The organism is Rhodocyclus tenuis (genome assembly GCF_014197755.1).
GTDB classification, from domain to species: Bacteria; Pseudomonadota; Gammaproteobacteria; order Burkholderiales; family Rhodocyclaceae; genus Rhodocyclus; species Rhodocyclus tenuis.
In genome coordinates, this window is record NZ_JACIGE010000006.1 from 119,186 (window position 1) to 137,199 (window position 18,014).

Annotated in this window: 12 protein-coding genes; 6 read left to right on the top strand and 6 right to left on the bottom strand. The window is 66.7% G+C overall.

Features of this window, described 5'->3' with window-relative positions:
* Nucleotides 1-40: 40 nt before the first annotated feature.
* Nucleotides 41-3,673 (top strand): bifunctional diguanylate cyclase/phosphodiesterase, encoded by a 3,633-nt coding sequence (locus tag GGD90_RS09725; protein ID WP_153116545.1) that lies wholly within the window; start codon nucleotides 41-43, stop codon nucleotides 3,671-3,673.
* Here the strand turns inward: GGD90_RS09725 and GGD90_RS09730 are convergent.
* Nucleotides 3,670-5,337: a methyl-accepting chemotaxis protein gene (locus tag GGD90_RS09730; RefSeq protein ID WP_184415072.1), complete on the bottom strand. Its 1,668-nt coding sequence runs from the start codon at nucleotides 5,335-5,337 to the stop codon at nucleotides 3,670-3,672. The two genes, GGD90_RS09725 and GGD90_RS09730, sit on opposite strands and share 4 nt — an antisense overlap.
* A gap of 273 nt (nucleotides 5,338-5,610) precedes the next feature.
* Here GGD90_RS09730 and GGD90_RS09735 point away from each other — a divergent pair, with 273 nt between their 5' ends.
* The 4 genes from GGD90_RS09735 (at nucleotide 5,611) to GGD90_RS09750 (ending at nucleotide 10,911) form a co-directional block, all read left to right on the top strand.
* Nucleotides 5,611-6,876, top strand: coding sequence for an Hsp70 family protein (locus GGD90_RS09735; RefSeq protein WP_153116543.1), 1,266 nt, complete (start codon nucleotides 5,611-5,613; stop codon nucleotides 6,874-6,876).
* A 133-nt stretch (nucleotides 6,877-7,009) separates the two neighbouring features.
* Nucleotides 7,010-8,104: an HDOD domain-containing protein gene (locus GGD90_RS09740; RefSeq protein ID WP_153116542.1), complete on the top strand. Its 1,095-nt coding sequence runs from the start codon at nucleotides 7,010-7,012 to the stop codon at nucleotides 8,102-8,104.
* Between the two features lie 181 nt (nucleotides 8,105-8,285).
* Nucleotides 8,286-9,482, top strand: coding sequence for an amino acid aminotransferase (locus GGD90_RS09745; protein WP_153116541.1), 1,197 nt, complete (start codon nucleotides 8,286-8,288; stop codon nucleotides 9,480-9,482).
* A 13-nt stretch (nucleotides 9,483-9,495) separates the two neighbouring features.
* Nucleotides 9,496-10,911 carry a DHA2 family efflux MFS transporter permease subunit gene (locus tag GGD90_RS09750; RefSeq protein ID WP_153116540.1) on the top strand — a complete coding sequence of 472 codons (1,416 nt, stop codon included), beginning with the start codon at nucleotides 9,496-9,498 and terminating at the stop codon, nucleotides 10,909-10,911.
* A gap of 41 nt (nucleotides 10,912-10,952) precedes the next feature.
* On the opposite strand, the gene GGD90_RS09755 is transcribed toward GGD90_RS09750, so the two are convergent.
* The 5 genes from GGD90_RS09755 to GGD90_RS09775 form a co-directional block, all read right to left on the bottom strand.
* Nucleotides 10,953-11,687, bottom strand: coding sequence for a hypothetical protein (locus GGD90_RS09755; protein ID WP_153116539.1), 735 nt, complete (start codon nucleotides 11,685-11,687; stop codon nucleotides 10,953-10,955).
* Nucleotides 11,688-11,787: 100 nt separating this feature from the next.
* On the bottom strand, nucleotides 11,788-12,987 hold the full coding sequence (locus tag GGD90_RS09760) for an NnrS family protein (RefSeq protein WP_153116538.1): 1,200 nt from the start codon (nucleotides 12,985-12,987) through the stop codon (nucleotides 11,788-11,790).
* Between the two features lie 145 nt (nucleotides 12,988-13,132).
* Complete coding sequence (locus tag GGD90_RS09765; RefSeq protein WP_184415074.1) at nucleotides 13,133-14,614, bottom strand: hypothetical protein; 1,482 nt, start codon at nucleotides 14,612-14,614, stop codon at nucleotides 13,133-13,135.
* Complete coding sequence (locus GGD90_RS09770) at nucleotides 14,611-16,548, bottom strand: ATP-dependent DNA helicase (protein WP_153116537.1); 1,938 nt, start codon at nucleotides 16,546-16,548, stop codon at nucleotides 14,611-14,613. The genes GGD90_RS09765 and GGD90_RS09770 overlap by 4 nt, the downstream gene beginning before the upstream one ends.
* Before the next feature lie 214 nt (nucleotides 16,549-16,762).
* On the bottom strand, nucleotides 16,763-17,305 hold the full coding sequence (locus GGD90_RS09775; RefSeq protein WP_153116536.1) for a hypothetical protein: 543 nt from the start codon (nucleotides 17,303-17,305) through the stop codon (nucleotides 16,763-16,765).
* Between the two features lie 221 nt (nucleotides 17,306-17,526).
* Between GGD90_RS09775 and GGD90_RS09780 the strand changes: the two genes are divergently transcribed.
* Nucleotides 17,527-17,982 carry a peroxiredoxin gene (locus GGD90_RS09780; RefSeq protein WP_153116535.1) on the top strand — a complete coding sequence of 152 codons (456 nt, stop codon included), beginning with the start codon at nucleotides 17,527-17,529 and terminating at the stop codon, nucleotides 17,980-17,982.
* Nucleotides 17,983-18,014 lie beyond the last annotated feature (32 nt).

An 18,014-nucleotide genomic window follows, 5' to 3' on the forward strand; every position in this document is an offset into this window, starting at 1 on the left:
CAATCCCATCGATTTTGCGGCGCCGGACCGGCGTGGATAGATGAAGAGCGAGACGAAACTCGGCCACCTCAACGCCTGGCTATTCCTTGCCGGAATCGGGGCGCTGCTGACGGCGTCGGCAACCGGACACGACCTGCTCTTCCACACGTTGGCCGAGCTGTTCGTCATCGCGCTCAGTTTCTCGATCTTCTCGCTGACCTGGGCGTGCCGGCATAACCTGAACAGCAGCTACCTGATTGTTCTCGGCGCCGCCTACGGAAGCAGCGGCCTGGTCGACGCGCTGCACATCCTGACGGTCAGGGAACTGCAGCTGATCCCGGCGCTGACCAGCAGCCAGCCCACCTGGTTCTGGCTGACGACGCGCTGCATCGAAGTCATCGCCGCGCTGGCCGCCCCGCTACTGATCGCGCGCAAGGTCGACTTTGGCCGTGCCGCGGCGGCTTTCGCCGCACTTGCTCTGGCCATCTACCTGGCCATCGGCTACGGCGGCTGGTCGGCAGCCCTTCCCGAGGGTGGCGGCCTGACGCCGATCAACAACGAAAATGAGACACTCATCATCGTACTGCTGCTCGGCGCGCATGCCCTGCTCTGGTATGTGCGCGGTGCCTTGCCGCCCGGCGTTTTCCCGCTCCTCGCCGCATCGCAGCTGCTGGCGCTCGTCACCGGCATCTGCCTGATCCGGCACAACACTTCCGGCGACTTCATCGCCGAACTGGGACACTACTGCCGCTTCGCTTCGGTGATCCTGATCTACGCAGCAATCGTGCTCACTGGCGTGCGTCGCCCTGCCCAGCAACTGCAGCAGGAACAAGCCGAAAAGGAATTGCGCCTGGCCCGCGTCAACAACAAGCTGCTCGCCAGCGAGGAGCGCAATCTGCGCGTGCAGAGCGTCGGTGGTTTTGGTGGCTGGCACCTCGACATCGCCGCAGACGAACTGACATGTTCTGACGAGGCCTACCGGATTTTCGGCATCCCGGCCGGCACGGCGATGAGCATGAAGAGCTTCCTGACCTGCGTGCACGCCGACGACCACGCCAAGGTATCGATGGTCTGGCAGGCGGCGCTGGCGCAGAGGGCGCCGTATGATCTTGAGCACCGCATCATCGCCGATGGACAGATCAAGTGGGTTCGCGGACGCGCCGAGCTTGAACTTGACGACGATGGACGAGCGGTGGCCGCGTTGGGATCGGTACAGGACATCACCGAGCAACGGCGCTCCGAAGACGCCATCCGCACCAGCGAGGCCCGCCTGAGAAGGGCTGAGCTGGCGTCGGGATCCGGCAACTGGGAACTCCACCTGGACGCGCGGACGATGCATGCTTCGGAGGGCGCGAGCAAGCTGTATGGCGTGCCAGAAGGCAGTCTCGACTTAGAGATCGTGCAAAAGATACCGCTGCCCGAGTACCGGCCGTTACTTGATGCTGCGTTGAGAAACCTGGTCGAACAGCAGATCCCCTACGACGTCGAGTTCAAGATCAGGGTGGCCGACAGCGGCGAAATCCGCGATATCCATTCGATCGCCATCTACGACGCGAGCACGCGCATCGTCTTCGGCATCATCCAGGACATCAGCGAACGCAAGCGCACCGAAGCCCGGCTGCAACTTGCCGCCGGCGTTTTCACGCACGCCCGCGAGGGCATCACCATCACCGACCCTGACGGCAACATCGTCGAAGTCAATGACGCATTCACGCGCATCAGCGGCTACAGCCGTGAAGAAGTGATCGGTCAGAACCCGCGCATTCTCAAATCCGGCCGGCAGCCACCCGAGTTTTACGAGGCCATGTGGCGCGAACTGAGCAGCCAGGGGCACTGGAGCGGAGAAATCTGGAATCGGCGCAAGGACGGCGAGATCTACGCCGAAATCCTCACCATCAGCGCGGTGCTCGACGGCAATGGCAAAACGCGCAACTACATCGCGCTGTTCACCGACATCACGCCGATCAAGGAACACCAGAAGCAGCTTGAGCGCATCGCGCACTACGACATCCTGACCGGACTGCCCAACCGCGTGCTGCTCGCCGACCGGCTGCAGCAGGCGATTGCGCAGAGCCAGCGGCGCGGACAGTCGGTGGCCGTCGCCTATCTCGACCTCGACGGATTCAAGGCGGTGAACGACCGTCATGGCCACGATGTCGGCGATGAGCTGCTGATCGCGATCGCGCAGCGCATGAAGGAAGCGCTGCGCGAGGGCGACACCCTGTCGCGCATTGGCGGCGACGAATTCGTCGCCGTGCTGGTCGACCTGGAGCGGCCACAGGATTGTCAGCCGGTACTCGAACGCCTGCTGCGTGCCTCGGCGTCACGCATCGCGCTCGACGACCTGACGCTGCAGGTGTCGGCCAGTATCGGCGTCACCCTCTATCCGCAGGACGGTGCCGACGCCGACCTGCTGCTGCGTCATGCCGACCAGGCGCTCTACGTGGCCAAAGAGGCGGGCAAGAACCGCTACCATCTTTTCGATGTCGAGCAGGACGCGGCGGTGACGACGCAACGCGAAACGCTCAAGCATATCGAGCGCGCACTCGCACGAGGCGAACTCGTCCTCTATTACCAGCCCAAGGTGAACATGCAGAGCGGCGCGGTGATCGGTGCCGAAGCCTTGATCCGCTGGCAACACCCGGAGCGCGGCCTGCTGCTGCCGGCGGCCTTCCTGCCGGTGGTCGAAGGGCATCCGCTGGCGGTGGAAATGGGCGAGTGGGTGATCGACAGCGCACTGCAGCAAATGGCCGAATGGCGTGCTGCCGGTCTGGATATTCCGGTCAGCGTCAACATCAGCGCGCATCAGTTGCAGCAGGACGACTTTGTTCCGCGACTGAGCGCACTGCTGGCGCGGCATCCGCAGATTCCGGCGTCGCGGCTGCAGCTGGAAGTGCTCGAAACCAGCGCGCTGGAAGACGTGACACATGTATCCGGCGTCATGCGCGGCTGTCACGAACTCGGCTGTGACTTCGCGCTCGATGACTTCGGCACCGGCTATTCGTCGCTCAGCTACCTGAAACGCCTGCCGGCCGAGCTGATCAAGATCGACCAGAGCTTTGTGCGCGGCATGCTCGACGACCTCGACGACCTGGCCATCGTCGAAGGCGTGCTTGGACTCGCCGCCGCTTTCCGCCGCGGGGTGATCGCCGAAGGCGTCGAGTCGGTCGCCCACGGCGAACTGCTGCTGTCGATGGGTTGCCAGCAGGCCCAGGGTTATGCCATCGCGCGGCCAATGCCGGGCGGCGAATTTCCGGAATGGGCTGCCAACTGGCGCCCCGACGCGGCGTGGACCGTCTGGAACAAGCGCTCGCCCTGTGCCGCTGATCGCGAGGCGGTTTTTGCCGAGGTTGAACTCGGGCACTGGCGACGCGCCATCGACAACCATCTCGCCAATCCGGAGGACGTCCGTTTGCCGGTTGAAGTCCACGACCGCCATTTCTGTCGCTGGCAGGAAACGGCCGCATCGACGCGCGGCCAAGAAGCCGGCTTTCAGTCCCTGCTGGCGGCGCATGCGCGCGTGCGCAGGGCGGCCGTGGAACCGGTCGAAGTTGAGCAGCACCCGGATAGCGACGAGCGCGCGGAAGTTGCGCGGCAACTGCAGATGCTGCGCACGCTGATCGATCGCTTGATCGGCGATCTGCGCAGCCTGTTGCGCACCGAGACTCCGACGCTTCCCGCGACGCCGCGCTAGACTTCGAAGCGGCTGACCGTCGTTCGCAGCTGGCTGGCCAGCGCCGTCAGTTCCCGCGCGGCCTCGGCCGTCTGCTGCGCCGCCGAGTTGTTTTCCTCGGACGCCTGCGCCACCTGTTCGACGCGCTGCGCAATCTGCTGGCTGGCGATGCTCTGCTCGCTGATCGCGCCGCCGATGTCCTGAACCACATCGACCACCTGTTTGACGCTGTCGCGAATCCGCTCGATGGCCGCGCCCGCCTGGCTCGCCAGCTCGACGCCGCGGCCCACCTGGGTGACGGCTGCGGCCATGGTGTCTACCGAGGCGTGCGTCTGCTCGTGAATCTGGCCGATCATGTCGCTGATCTCGGTGGTGGCTTTGGCCGTGCGTTCCGCCAGCTGGCGGACTTCATCGGCAACAACGGCAAAGCCGCGTCCGCTTTCGCCCGCCCGTGCAGCCTCAATCGCGGCGTTCAGCGACAACAGATTCGTCTGCTCGGCCACTTCCTTGATCACCTGCACCACCATCGAGATCTTTTCCGAGCTTGCACTGAGCAAGGCGAGCTTCGTCGCCGTCGAGCGTACCGTGCCGGCGATGTGATTGATTTCGGCGATGGCTTCCTCGACGACCCGCCCGCCATCGACCGACAGCTGCCCGGCGCGCTCGGCGATCGCCAGCGCCGAGCGCGTGCTGCCGGAAACCTGGCTGACGCTGACCGACATCTGCTCGACCGACGCCGCCATCGACGACGCCGACTCGCTGCCGCTGAGCGACGAGCTGGCCATCTGCTGCGCGGCACCGGCCAGCGCCTGCGCAGCGCCTTCGGTGCGCGCAACTGTCGTGACGATCTCGCTGACGACGCTGCGCAACTGCTCCTGCATCTTCTGCTGGTTGGCGATCAGGCTTTCGGTGTCGCCGGGCCTGACCAACATGTTCTGCCGCAGGTCGCCGCCGGCAATGCGCTGCACCATGAGGCGCGCATCGTTTGGCTCACCACCGAGGGTTTTCAGGATGCCGCGCGAGATGCGCAGGCCGAGAACGCCGAGCACGGCCAGTGCCACAAGCGCCATGCCAAGCAAGGCAAACATCGCCAGCCGGTCGAAGCGTTCGGCCTTGTCCCGCGATTCGCCGGCGATACTCACATTGAGTTCGATAACCGAGTCGAGCGTCGCTGCCGCCTTGTCGAAGGGCTGCAATGCTGCGGCCAGCGCCGTCGCATAATCCTGGCGGGCACTTGCGCGCTGTTCGTCGCTGCCGGCGCGGTTCGTCGCTTCGACCGCGGCCGTGATCCTTTGCTCGGCCACCTTCCAGCTGCCCCACTCAGCGACAAACCGCTGCCAGAGCGCCGCTTCCTCGGGGCTTTGCGGCAGCGGCGCGTAAATTTGCCAGCCTTTGTCGATGCGCTGCCAGATCGCTTCCTTGCGCTGCAGGACGGCCCGCAACTCATCGAGTTCGCCGTACTGACCGATGGCGCCGCCGGCTCGCCGGTTTTCGGAACGGATTGCCGTCTGGCCTTCATCGATGATCGACAGGCCGATGATTGACTGCAGGCTCACGCCGCTAAGCTCGGCGAGCATCGCCGCCGCATAGTTCAGGCTGAAGATGCCGGTGGCGGTCACCGCGGCCAGGGCAAGCAGTCCGGCGATGACCAGCAGGCGCAGACTCTTTCTTACCGTGGCAGCCATTGCGTTCCCCTTGCGATCCATTGACGGGCAAAGCAGCACGCCGCGCATCAAGGCAAGAACGCAGCATCGCCAGCAGGGAAGCGGGGGTCTGTACTGTGGCGCACACAGGGGCAGGAACAAGCGCCCCCGTCGGCATCCGGCCCTTGGCAGTGACGACAGCAGCTTCGCCGCGAATGCCGGCCCTCTGCCGCGCCGCTTGCCGATCATTTCTGGACATCATTTCGGGCGCGGCGTAGCATCGCTGCCCCCGCCCCTGCCGCTGCGCCCTGACCCATGTCTGAAGCATCACCCGCCCGCGCCTGCGGCATCGATTTCGGCACCTCCAACTCGACCGTCGGCCATTGGCGTCCAGGACAACCGACGCTGCTGCCGCTCGAAGACGGCAAGGTGACCCTGCCTTCGGTCGTCTTCTTCAACGCCGAGGACGACAGCACGCACTTTGGCCGCGCCGGTCTTGCCGACTATCTGGCGGGCTACGAAGGACGCCTGATGCGCTCGCTGAAGAGCCTGCTCGGCAGCCGCCTGATCGACGGCAAGACCGAGGTGCATGGCCGTTCGCTGCTTTTCCGCGACCTGCTCGGCAGCTTCATCGGCGAGCTGAAACGGCGCGCCGACCTGCATGGCGGGCGCAACTTCGAGCAGGTGGTGATTGGCCGGCCAGTCTTCTTCGTCGACGACGACGCCGCGGCCGATCAGGCCGCCGAGACGACGCTCGCCGAGATCGCCCGCGCTGTCGGCTTCAAGGACGTCAGCTTTCAGTTCGAGCCGATCGCGGCGGCCTTCCATTACGAAACGACGATTGCGCGCGAGGAACTGGTGCTGGTTGCCGATATCGGCGGCGGCACCTCGGACTTCTCGCTCGTTCGCCTGTCGCCGCAGCGCGCACGCCGCGCCGACCGGCACGACGATCTGCTCGCCAACGGCGGCGTGCACATCGGCGGCACCGATTTCGACCGCCTGCTCAACCTGGCAAGCGCGATGCCGCTGCTCGGCTACCGCAGCCAGTTGCGCAACGGTCGCGAACTGCCCTCGGGCATCTACTTCAATCTCGCCACCTGGCACACCATCAACTCGGCCTATACGCGCCAGGTGCTCGCCGAGCAGAAGCGCCTCGCCATCGACGCACAGGAACCGGAAAAGGCCGAACGCCTGCTGACGTTGATCGACAAGCGCGCCGGCCACTGGCTGGCCAACGAGATGGAGCACGCCAAGATTGCGCTCTCCGAACACGACCGCACACTGCTCGATCTCGACCTGCTGGAAAGCGGTCTGCAACTGGCGATCACGCGCCAGGAATTCGACGACGCCACGGCGCCGCTGGTCGACAAGGTCGAGACCACCGTCGCCACGCTGCTGCGCGACGCCGGCGTCAGCGCCGACGGCATCGACACGGTGTTCTTCACCGGCGGTGCCAGCGGTGTGCCGCGCCTGCGCCAGCGCATCGCCGCGCTGCTGCCGCAGGCGCGCGCGGTCGAAGGCGATCTGTTCGGCAGCATCGGCAGCGGCCTTGCGGTCGAAGCAGCACGGCGTTACGGCTGAAACTGCGGCAAGCACGGCAAACTGGCGGATAATTGCCGTCAGCATGAGTTCTTTCGCATAAGCACCGCGTCATTGGCGTATTGGCAGCCAGGCGGAACGGCAGCAGCGAACGAGAAACCTGACAAACCGAGTAATGTCCGAGCTCCCGATCATCGCCATAGTGGTGCTAGCCGGTTTTGCGGCCTTCGCCATGCTGGCGCGACGCCCGAAGGCATCGCCGCCCTCTGCTGCGGCAAGGCTGGCGGCAAACGCCGCGCCGGCGGCACGACCTGATGCGGCGGGCATCGGCGCGCTGCCGGACCATGGCGGCGCATCCGCCGCATCCGCCGCATCCGCCGCCTGCCTCCGTCTGGCTTTCGGCGTCGTGCACGGCGACGAAACGCTCTCCGGCAAGCACTTGCGAGTGCTGCGGAGCGTTGCCGCAGCGCTTGAGCAGTCGGTGCAGGAGCGCGATTACTTCCCGCGCCGGCCGCTGCAACTGCCGAAGCTGCTGAAAACGCTAAACGACAGCGAAGCGACGCGCCGCGAACTGGCGCAGCTGATTGCAGAGGATCCGGCGCTGACCAGCGCCGTCCTGCAAGGCGCCAACAGTCCGGCGTACCGCGTCGCGCCAACGCCGGTCGAGAACATCGACGGCGCAGTGCTGCTGCTCGGCACCGAAGGCCTGCGCGGACTGCTGGCGACGACCATCCTGCAACCGGTGTTTCAGGTGCCACGTGGCTACTTCGACAACTTCGCCGCCATTACCTGGGAGCGGGCGGAACGCAGCTCGGCTGCTGCCGGGAAGTGCACAGAGCTGGTCGGCAGCGATGCTTTCGTCGCGCAGATTCTCGCGTTGCTCAAGATGCTCGCGCACATCGTGATCTTTCGCCTGACCATGGAAAAGTACCGCGAGCAGCCCGACACCCTGCCGCATGCCGGGGTTTTCATCGCGGCGATCGAGCTGCATCGCGCACGCATGGCCAGGCTTATCGCCAGTTCGTGGAAACTCAGCCCGGCCTCGCTCGCCGCGCTGGCGGAACAGGAGTCAGGCTTGCCGCCGGCGCAGATGGGCGCGCTCGGCCGCATTACCCGCGTCTGTTCGCTGAGCGGCGCGCTGGCGACGCTTGCCGCGCATGGCGCGCAGAGCCATGCCGAGGCGCTGGCCCTGCTGCAGGGGCAAGGGCTGGAGCACGCGAGTGCGCTGATGCTGTGGCAGGCCAGCAGCGGCCTGCGCCAGGCGCACTGACAGCCGATTGACGGCAGAGGCGCCAGTCCGCGTGCGCCAGACAGTCATCCGCGGCGGCGGCACCTTTGCGCATTCCGGCCGTCTCGCCGACAATGCCTGCCTTCTGCGCCAGCGCTGGCGGCGGCTACCCGTTGTCGGCGCTGTGCTCACGTCTTTCGTTCAGTGCCCAAAGGAAAACTTCATGTTCCAGCATGTCGACGCCTACCCCGGCGATCCGATCCTCACCCTCGTCGAAACCTTCCAGCACGACCCGCGCACACCGAAGGTCAATCTCGGCATCGGCCTTTACTACGACGAAGCCGGCCGCGTGCCGCTGCTCGACTCGGTCGCCGCCGCCGAAGCGGTCATTGCCGCCAAGCCGCTGCCGCGCACCTATCTGCCGATGGAAGGCGCCGCCGACTATCGTGCCGCCATTCAGCGCCTGCTCTTCGGTGCCGACAGCGCGGCACTGCGTGACGGGCGCGTCGCCACCATCCAGACGCTCGGCGGTTCGGGGGCACTGAAGGTTGGCGCCGACCTGCTCAAACGCTACTTCCCGCAAAGCGCGATCTGGGTCAGCGACCCGACCTGGGACAACCACCGCTCGATCTTCGAAGGTGCCGGCTTCGCGGTGCACGACTACCCCTATTACGACGCCGCGACCGGCGGCCTGCGCTTTGCCGACATGCTGGCAAAACTCGCCACGCTGCCGGCGGAGAGCATCGTCCTGCTGCATCCGTGCTGTCACAACCCGACCGGCATCGATCTCTCGCCCGAGCAATGGCGGCAGGTGATCGCTCTGCTCGGCGAACGCGAGCTGATTCCCTTCCTCGACATCGCCTACCAGGGTTTCGGCGACGGCCTCGAAGACGACGTCTTCGCCATCCGCGCGCTGGTCGATTCGGGAATCAGCTTCCTCGTCGGCAATTCGTTCTCGAAGAACCTGTCGTTCTACGGCGAACGCTGTGGCGGACTGTCGGTGGTATGCAAGGACGCCGACGAAGCCGCGCGTGTCCTCGGCCAGCTGAAATTCACCGTGCGCCGCAACTACTCGAGCCCACCGGTACACGGCGCGCGCGTCGCCACCACGGTAATGAACGACGCGACCTTCTTCCCGCAGTGGGTCGCTGAAGTCGCCGCCATGCGTTCGCGCATCAAGACGATGCGCCAGAAACTATTCGACGTATTGACTGCCAGAGTGCCGGGACGCGATTTTGGCTACTTCCTCCGCCAGCGCGGCATGTTCAGCTACACCGGGCTGACGCCGGCGCAGGTCGACCGGCTGCGCGAGGAGTTCGCCGTCTATCTGGTGCAATCGGGGCGCATGTGCGTCGCCGGCCTCAACCAGCACAACATCGACTACGTCGCCGGCGCCATGGCCAGCGTGCTGCAGGACTGATCGACCGGAGCCAATGCCACTTCCCTCACTGTCACCCAGCCGCGAACAGTTGCGCGCCCGCTTCGGCGGCCGCTATCCGTGGCTGGCGCTGACGGTAGTGGCGCTCGGCACCGTTGCCGGCGTGCTGTCGACGACCAGCTTCAACGTCGCCATCCCGGCGCTGATCGAACGCTTCGGTCTTGGCCAGGAACGCGTGCAGTGGGCGATCACCGGCTTCATGGGCGCGATGACGCTGGCCATGCTGCCGACGCCGTGGCTACTCGACCGCTTCGGTTTTCGCCGCTGTTTCCTGTTCGCGCTCGCGGTGCTGGCGGCGTCGAGCGTCGCCGGCAGTCTGGCCGAGAGTTTTCCCTTCGTCGTCGCCGCGCGCATCGTCCAGGGCGCTGCCGCCGGCATGCTGCAGCCGCTCGGCACCCTGACGGTGATGCGTCTGTTCCCCGCAGCCAGCCAGGGACGCGCTTCGGGAACGCTTGGTTTCGGCATCGTCCTCGCGCCGGCGGTCGCGCCGGCGCTCGGCGGCATGCTGCTCGACCATTTCGGCTGGCAGGCGATCTTCCTGCTCAACCTGCCCTTCTGCCTGAGTGCCGGCGTCGCTGCGCTTTTTCTGTTGCCGAAAAGCGACGAGCGGCGCGAGAAGAACTTCGACTGGCTCGGCGTCGGACTGCTCGGACTGGCGACCCTGTGTACGGTCGAAGGCGTCGCCGCGCTGCACCACAGCGGGCTCATGCATGCCTGGACCTGGCTGCAGTTCGGCATCGCGCTGCTGGCGCTGGTGCTGTTCATCCGTCACGGCAGCCGTGCCAGCAGCCCGATCATCAGCCTGTCGCTGTTTCGCGACCGGCCGTTCGCGATGGGCACGCTGGTGTCGTTTTCCTACGGCTTCGGTCTCTATGCCTCGACCTATCTGATCCCGGTCTTTCTGCAGAGCGTGCTCGGTTATTCGGCGACCGACGCCGGTTTCGCGCTGATGCCGGCGGGCATCGCGCTGGCGCTGTGCATTCCGCTCGCCGGCCGTCTCGCCGACCGCTATCTGCCGCAGTGGATCGCCATCGTCGGACTGGTGTTGTTCGGCCTGTCTTTTCTGGCGCTGGCGATCATCGGCGGCCATATCGACTACGCCGGTCTGGTGGCGGCGACAATTCTCGGCCGCATCGGGCTGGCGCTGATCCTGCCTTCGCTGAGTATTGCCGCGCTGCGTGGCATGGAAATCCACCAGCTCGGCCAGTCATCGATGGTGATCAGCTACGTCCGCCAGTTGGGCGGCGTGCTCGGCATCGCCTTTTCGGCGGTCTTCGTCGAATGGCGGCAAACGCTGCACGGCGCCGGCGGCATGGCACAGGCTTTCTCGGAGAGCTTCCTGCTGCTGGCGGTGGTCTTCGTCTTTGCCGTGCTCGCCGCGAGCCTGATGAAACGCAAGCCAGCGGATTAAGGCCACCTGCCGGAGCAGGAAGACCCGGCAGCGAGGGTCGCTCAGTTTTCCTGACGCCCCTTCTTGCCCGTTTTCGGCCTTTTCGCCGGGGCGGCGAATTCGGCGAGGTGCAGCACCCGCGCCGAGGCCAGCGCCTGCGCCTTGGGCGAGAGGAAGAGCGGTGAAATCTGCCCGGCACTCTCACGCCGCGGCGAATTTTCGGGCAGCGCGGCGATGGCGATTTCGTCGAGCATCAGCTGCGCCGCTTCCAGCGCTTCGATCCACGGCAGCAGGGGGCCGGCGGAGAGCATGACGCGCTCATCATCGGCCGGACTGACCGAGGTGGCGAGCCAGTCGTCGGCGAGTTCGGGCGGTTCGGTATCGGCGCTCTGCAGCACCAGCACCGCTGCCGACAGGGCGCCGGTGGCGACGGCGATGCTCGCCGGTTTGCAGGCAAAGCCGAGCGGCTCCTCGCTGTCGAGCAGATAGACGGGCAGCCAGCCCGCCAGCACGCTGCCCGCCGGCAGGCGTTTTGGCGGCATGAACACCACTTCGTCGCGCGTCGGCGAATCGTAGCGGAAGAGCAGCGGCGTTCCCCACAAGGGGCCGCCGAGCGGCCCGCCCATCAGCAGCACATCGCGCAGCAGCGCGATCAGCGACGCGCGTTCGTCATCGTCGATGCGCGCCAGTTCGCGCGCCAGTTGTCCGTAACTCGTGCACTCCAGCCAGGAACGCGCGCTGTCGATGGCGTCCCAGTACTGGCCGGATTTCAGGTCTGCGCTGACGCGGCGATGCATGGTCGGAAAAACTCCCGGTTGCGAGGGCGCTTATGGTACGACGAGCCCGGCGCAAATGACAAAGGGGGGGCACGCCGGCGCCACGCGCGGCTTGCGCACATCAGCCGGGCTTGCCGTCGAGCCGGGCGCGCGTCAGGAAAGGCCGGTAGCGCCAGAAATAAAGCAGGAAGGCAAGCGCCCACAGGGTCGCGGCGAGATGCACACCACCACTCGCCGCCGCCGGAATCGCCGCGATCGTCAGCACGCGCGTCAGCGCCGCCAGATGCACCAGCGCGTAGGCGATCGTTTCCACTGGCCCGGCGACCAGCCAGCGGCCGGTATGACCGAGCGCGGTGCGCGTGATCATGCCGATGATCAAGCCGCCGGTGGCGCCGATGGCCAGCGCGTGGATACCGGCCGAGCGCGGCAGCAGCTGCCACTGAGCCGCCGCGAGCAGCAGCAGACCGAGCGGAATCCACAGATGCGAGACGTGCAGCACCCACAGCAGCGGATTCTTCCGTGTGGCCCAGGTATTCCAGCCGAGGGTGCGCGCGATCTGCAGCAGTGCGGCAAGAACGGCGACGGCAGCCGCCCATGGCCCGGCGTCGCCGGCCCATAGCACCAGTGCCACTCCGGTGCAGGCGATGGCCGCGTAGTCGAAAGCCTTGTTGCGCCACTGCCGGACGCCACGAATGGCGCTGAGCGTGAACATCGGCACGACACGACCGGCGATGATCGTTTCCAGCAGCACGATCAGGCAAAGCGCGAAGTGCAGAACGCTCAGCGGATCGACTGCCAGCACGTGCAGGCGTGCCAGGTGGAAACCGAGATTGAGCAGCCCGAGCACGCTGAGCAGGCCGCCGATGAAGTAATTGACCTTGTTCCTGGAGCGTACCAGCAAGCCGACGAAGATCGCCGCGCAGACAGGCAGGAAGGCGGCATCGACCAGCGCCACCCAGACGCCGTCGCCGAGTGCCATCGCCAGCCGACCGGCGATCCACAGTGCGGCCAGCGCCGCCAGCAGCTGGCCGGTCGGCGTCTGTTGCCCGGTCCATGCCTTGCCGGCGGTAAACAGGAAGCCGACGATGACCGCTGCGGCAAAACCGAAGATCATCTCGTGCGCGTGCCACCACAGACCCGGCAGGGGCGTGCTGACGACGCCGGCGAGCACCAGCGCCCACACCAGCGCCCACACCGGCACCGCCAGCGCGCCGAACAGCGCCGCGAGCAGGAAAAACGGCCGGAAACCGAGCGCAAACAGCGAGAAGGTCTCGGGCGGAATGCGCTTGGCGGTGAGTTCGTCGATCGAGATGAAAGCCATGCTGCGGACCCCCGCTTGCGGAAAAGTATTCGCTGTCGCCAGCGAGCGACGACGGCAAGAGACCTTACGGGATCACAGCCGCGCTGCGGACAAGCTTGTCGGCGGCAGCCACAATCCGCAGCCGCGAGAAGCCGCCTGGCGCCGGCTAAGCGGGAACGACGTCGGCTTCGCCCGTCGCTGCGCTGGCAGCCATCGCCGCCGCGCAGAGAACTTCGATGACCGTGGCGAAACCGCCGCCATGCGTGCGGAAGTTGGTCGTCTGCCCCTGGTAGAGGCGCGCAGCGACCAACTGCACCTCGCCCGCGTAAACGTAGAGACGCAAGTCGAGCTTTAGTTCGCGTGCCTCGCCGTCGATGCGCACGCGGCGCAGCGACGGCGGCGCCACCTGCTGCGCGACGTAGCCACCGGCGGCGATTTCACCGAAGACGCGACGCGTCAGCTTGTCGCCGCGATATGCCGCCTTGCCGCCATAGCCGCCCCAGGGCTTGAAGAAGTACTGCCGGCGCTCGTTCCAGAAGGTGTCGGCGTTTTCCGGCGTCACCACCGCCGTGTGCGGAACGATTGCCGCCAGCCGCGCACGGTCGGCGGCATCGACACCGGCAGCAGCCAGCCAGGCGTCGTCGGAGAGCAGGCAGAGATTGCGCTTGTCGGCGTAGAGCGCGTGCGCCTGCGGGTGCGGCGTCAGCAGCACGGCGTCGGCAAGATAGGCGGCGCGCAGCGCGGCTTGCGCCGGCTCGTTGAGCGCGAAATCGGTCAGGCGGTTGTAGACGAGGTCGACCGGCTCGCCGCGACACGAGAGAACGCTGCCGTCGAAAGCGAGTTCGTCAGGATCGGCGATCAGCGCGGCAATGCCGTCGCTCTCGAACAAGCGGCGGAAGCACTCGAATTCGGCGGCGAGAAACTGCCCCGCTGGCGCCGCGTCGACGATGGCGATGCGACGCAGCGGCCGCGCGCCACGCGCGCGCCGCCACTCTTCGCGGAACATGGCAAGAAAGCGCGTCGGCGCGCTCGCCGGGTCGCGGTAGGTCGTTGCCGGCGAGACCGCGTCGGTCACTGACGGCGTGGCAGCTGTAGCATCCGGCAACGGATGATCGGCAGTGCCGGCACTGGCGCTCGCGCTCAGTCCGAGCAGGGCACCGTGGTGCGCGCAGGCGGCGCGCGGCAGCGCCGCCACCAGCGCGTTGAGCAGCGCGCCGCCGGCGTTGGTATTGATCTCGATCAGGCGCGGCCCGTCGTCACCGAGGTGGAAGTCGTAACCGAGAAAGACGCCGGCGGCGGCCTGCGGTAGCTGCGCGATGGCCGGTGCCTGTGCCAGCGCCTGTTGGCGGAAAGCCGGCGTGGCGATGACGCGCTCGATCGCTTCGACCCCGGCGCGCATCGCCTGCAGATCGGCTTCGGCGACGTAGATGCTCGCCGGCGAGAAAAGATGCGCGTGCGTCGCCAGTAGTCCCGGCAATGGATCTTCTACAGCGCTGCCGGCGGGCACCAAGGGCAGACGTGAGGCGAGTGCCTGCGGCAGCCGCTCGAGGTCGAGCGTCGGGCACAGGCATTCGTGGTTGAGCGTTGCCGCCGCGAGCAAACAGTCCTGGTCAGGAGCGATCTGCTTCGCCGGGAGGATTTGATTCATGTAGAGGTCGAGGAAGAAAAGAAGGCGACCGCGTCGGCCAGCTCGCGCGTGCGCCGCATCGGCGGCAGGCTGCGCCAGACGCGTTTGCCGTAGGGTTTGCTGAGCATGCGCGGGTCGCAGATGACGAGCACACCGCGATCGGTCTCGTCGCGGATCAGTCGGCCGGCGCCCTGCTTGACGCTGATCACCGCGCGCGGCAGCTGGTATTCCATGAAGGCGTTCTTGCCTTCGCCGCGCATCTTCTCGATGCGCGCCGAGAGCACCGGGTCGTCGGGTGGCGCGAAGGGCAGCTTGTCAATGACCACCAGCGACAGCGCCTCGCCGCGCACGTCGACGCCTTCCCAGAAACTCTGGCTGCCGACCAGCACGGCGTTGCCGAGGCGGCGGAAGCGCTCGAGCAGTTCGGTCTTGCCACCCTCGCCCTGCAGCAGCAGCGGGCAGTCGAGACCGGCACGCTCGAGCCGTTCGGCGAGCAGCTCGTGCGTGCGGCGCATGGCGCGCAGCGAGGTACACAGGAAGAAAGCGCGACCGCCGGCCGCCTGCAGCACCGGGAAAACGGCTTCAACGATCGCCTCGGTATAGTCGCGGCTGTTCGGGTCAGGCAGATCGCGCGGCGCGTAAAGCAGCGCCTGCTGCGGGTAGTCGAAGGGGCTTTCCCAGCACGCCGCGTCGGCGTCGTCGAGGCCGAGTTCGCCGCAGTAATGCGCGAAATCGCCCTGCACCGCCAGCGTCGCCGAAGTGAAGATCCAGGCGCGCGGATGACCGCTCATCTGCTTCTGCATGATGCCGGCGACGACCAACGGCGTCGCGTTGAGCTGCAGCGCATGCGTATAGGTTTCTCCCCAGCGCACCACTTCGGCGTCGGCGCCGGCCTGCCAGCGACGCAGCGCGGCGAGCACCTCGCCAGCGCGCCGCCAGCAGTTCTCCAGCCCTTCGGCACGCCCGGCCTGCGTTTCGAGGATTTTCGCCGCGGCGTCGAGGCGGCGGCCGACTTCGGCCAGCGCCAGCTCGAAACCGTCGCGCGCCAGCAGCTGCGCGACAGCAAAGCGAGCCGGATCGACCGGCAGCGTCAGGCGCAGATCGCGCGTCGCCTTGTCCAGCGCGGCGAGTGCCGGCGGCAGGTCGAGGCAGTCGCGTGCCGCGGCGAGCGCTTCGTTCTTCGCATCGCGTACCAGATCGAGAATCTGCGAAGTCGAAATGCTGTCGCCGAAGAACAGGCTGGCGGTTTCCGGCAGCAGATGCGCCTCGTCGAAGACCACCGCGTTGCAGGCCGGCAGCAGCTCGCCGGCGCCTTCGTCGCGCAGCATCACGTCGGCGAAGAACAGGTGGTGGTTGACCACGACCAGATCGGCGGCGAGCGCGTCGCGGCGCGCGGCGAGCACGAAGCACTCCTTGTGGTTGGGGCAATCCTGGCCGAGGCAGTTGTCACGCGTCGACGTCACCAGCGGCCAGACGGTCGAGTTTTCCGGCACGTCGCTGCATTCGGCCTTGTCGCCGGTCTGCGTGCGCTTGGCAAAGCGCGCGATACGCTGCGCGTGCGCCGCATCCTCACGGCTGACGAAGCGTCCGTCGGCAAGCGCTCGCTCAAGATGGTAGTGGCAGACGTAGTTGGCGCGCCCCTTGAGCAGCGCCACCTGCGCCGGCGAGCCGAGCGCGTCGCGCACGGTCGGTATGTCGCGCGCGAAGAGCTGGTCCTGCAGCGTCTTGGTGCCGGTGGAGACGATCACCTTGCCGCCGGAAAGCAGCGCGGGAACGAGGTAGGCGTAGGTCTTGCCGGTGCCGGTGCCGGCCTCGGCGACAAAGACGCGATTACCCTCGATGGCGGCGGCAACGCGCGACGCCATCTCGACCTGCTGCGAACGCGGACGGTAACCGGCAATGCGGGCAGCCAGCGGCCCGCTCGCGGAGAAGACATCGGCAACGGAAAGGGACATGCGCACTTCTTCGAAAATCAGCCCGCATGCTACCAGAAGCCGGCGCCGCCCGCGCCGACGGGCGCGGGCAAGGAATGGCGCAAAGCGTCGAGTCCGCGCCGCGACCGCGAGGGGCAAAAGCCTGAGGGGACGGGCAGGAGAAACGCGCTACAGCCGCGAAACGACCACCAAGCGCGGCCCGATCAGCGCCGAAGCGGCGCCGGAAAAGCAGGACTCAGAGCGAGAAAACGCGCTGATAAGCGACGACACCCGCGGCGACCGCCGGGTTCGCCGTACTTGCCGCGCTCTTGGCCGCCGACGCTCTGCTCTCGTCATTGGCGGCAGCGGTCTGATTGCCACTGGCTTCGGCGGCGCGTGCGCTGGTGGCCCGCGCTTCGCTGCGCGACGCAGCCGCAGCCCCCGTATCGGCAGCCGGCGCGACGCCGTTGGCGGGTGACTGCGTGGTCGACGTCGCAGTGCCTGCCGCCGTCGTCGCACTGGCCGGCTGGGCGTCCGTTACAGTGCCGGCAGCGTTCGGTGCAGTGGCATCTGCCGACTGCGTCTCGGCGGCTGCGCGAGCAAGCGATTCGGCCGACAGGCTGACGCGCGTGCTCTGGTTGGTGGCGACCGGATTGTCCGTCGCCAGCGCCTGCTTGCTCTCGGTCGCAACGCCTTTTCCGGTGGCGCGCGTGCTGCTGCGATCGGCAGCCGTTTGCAGCAGCGATTCACGCGTGGCAAGCGGGTTGTTGGTGGCAGAACTGACGGCAGCTGTTTCCATGATGCACCTCTTGCGATGAAGGTCCAGTATAGGCGCGACACGCGCGAAAGCAAGCCGGCGCTTGATACGACCGCATGCAGCGCCCGCAAGGAGCAGGCCACGACGCGTAACCGCGCTTGCTTGACCGGCCGCCGCTTTGCCCCAACAATCAGACCGTCCTGGGCGCGCCCATCCCCGCACGATGGCGAACGCCGACAGCACTCATTCGACAAGGAGAAGCCATGATCGATCAAGCCGTCACCGACTTCAGCCGCCCGGCCACCGGCGGCCAGGAGTTCCGCCTGTCCGAACAACGCGGATCAGCGCTGGTGCTCTACTTCTACCCGAAGGACAGCACGCCGGGCTGCACCACCGAAGCCTCGGACTTTCGCGATCTGCACGACGAATTCGCCAGCGCTGGCTGCCGGATTGCCGGCGTCTCGCGCGACAGCCTGAAATCGCACGAGAACTTCAAGGCCAAGCTGGAACTCCCCTTCCCGCTGCTCTCCGACGTCGACGAGTCGCTGTGCGGCCAGTTTGATGTCATCAAGATGAAAAGCATGTACGGTAAAGCATGCCGTGGCATCGAGCGTAGTACCTTCGTCATCGACGCCGAGGGCGTCCTGCGGCGCGAGTGGCGCGGCGTGAAAACCGCCGGCCATGCGGCGCAAGTGCTCGATTTCGTGAAAAGCCTCTGACCTGCCCGTAACCCGTCGCTGTCCGCTGCTGA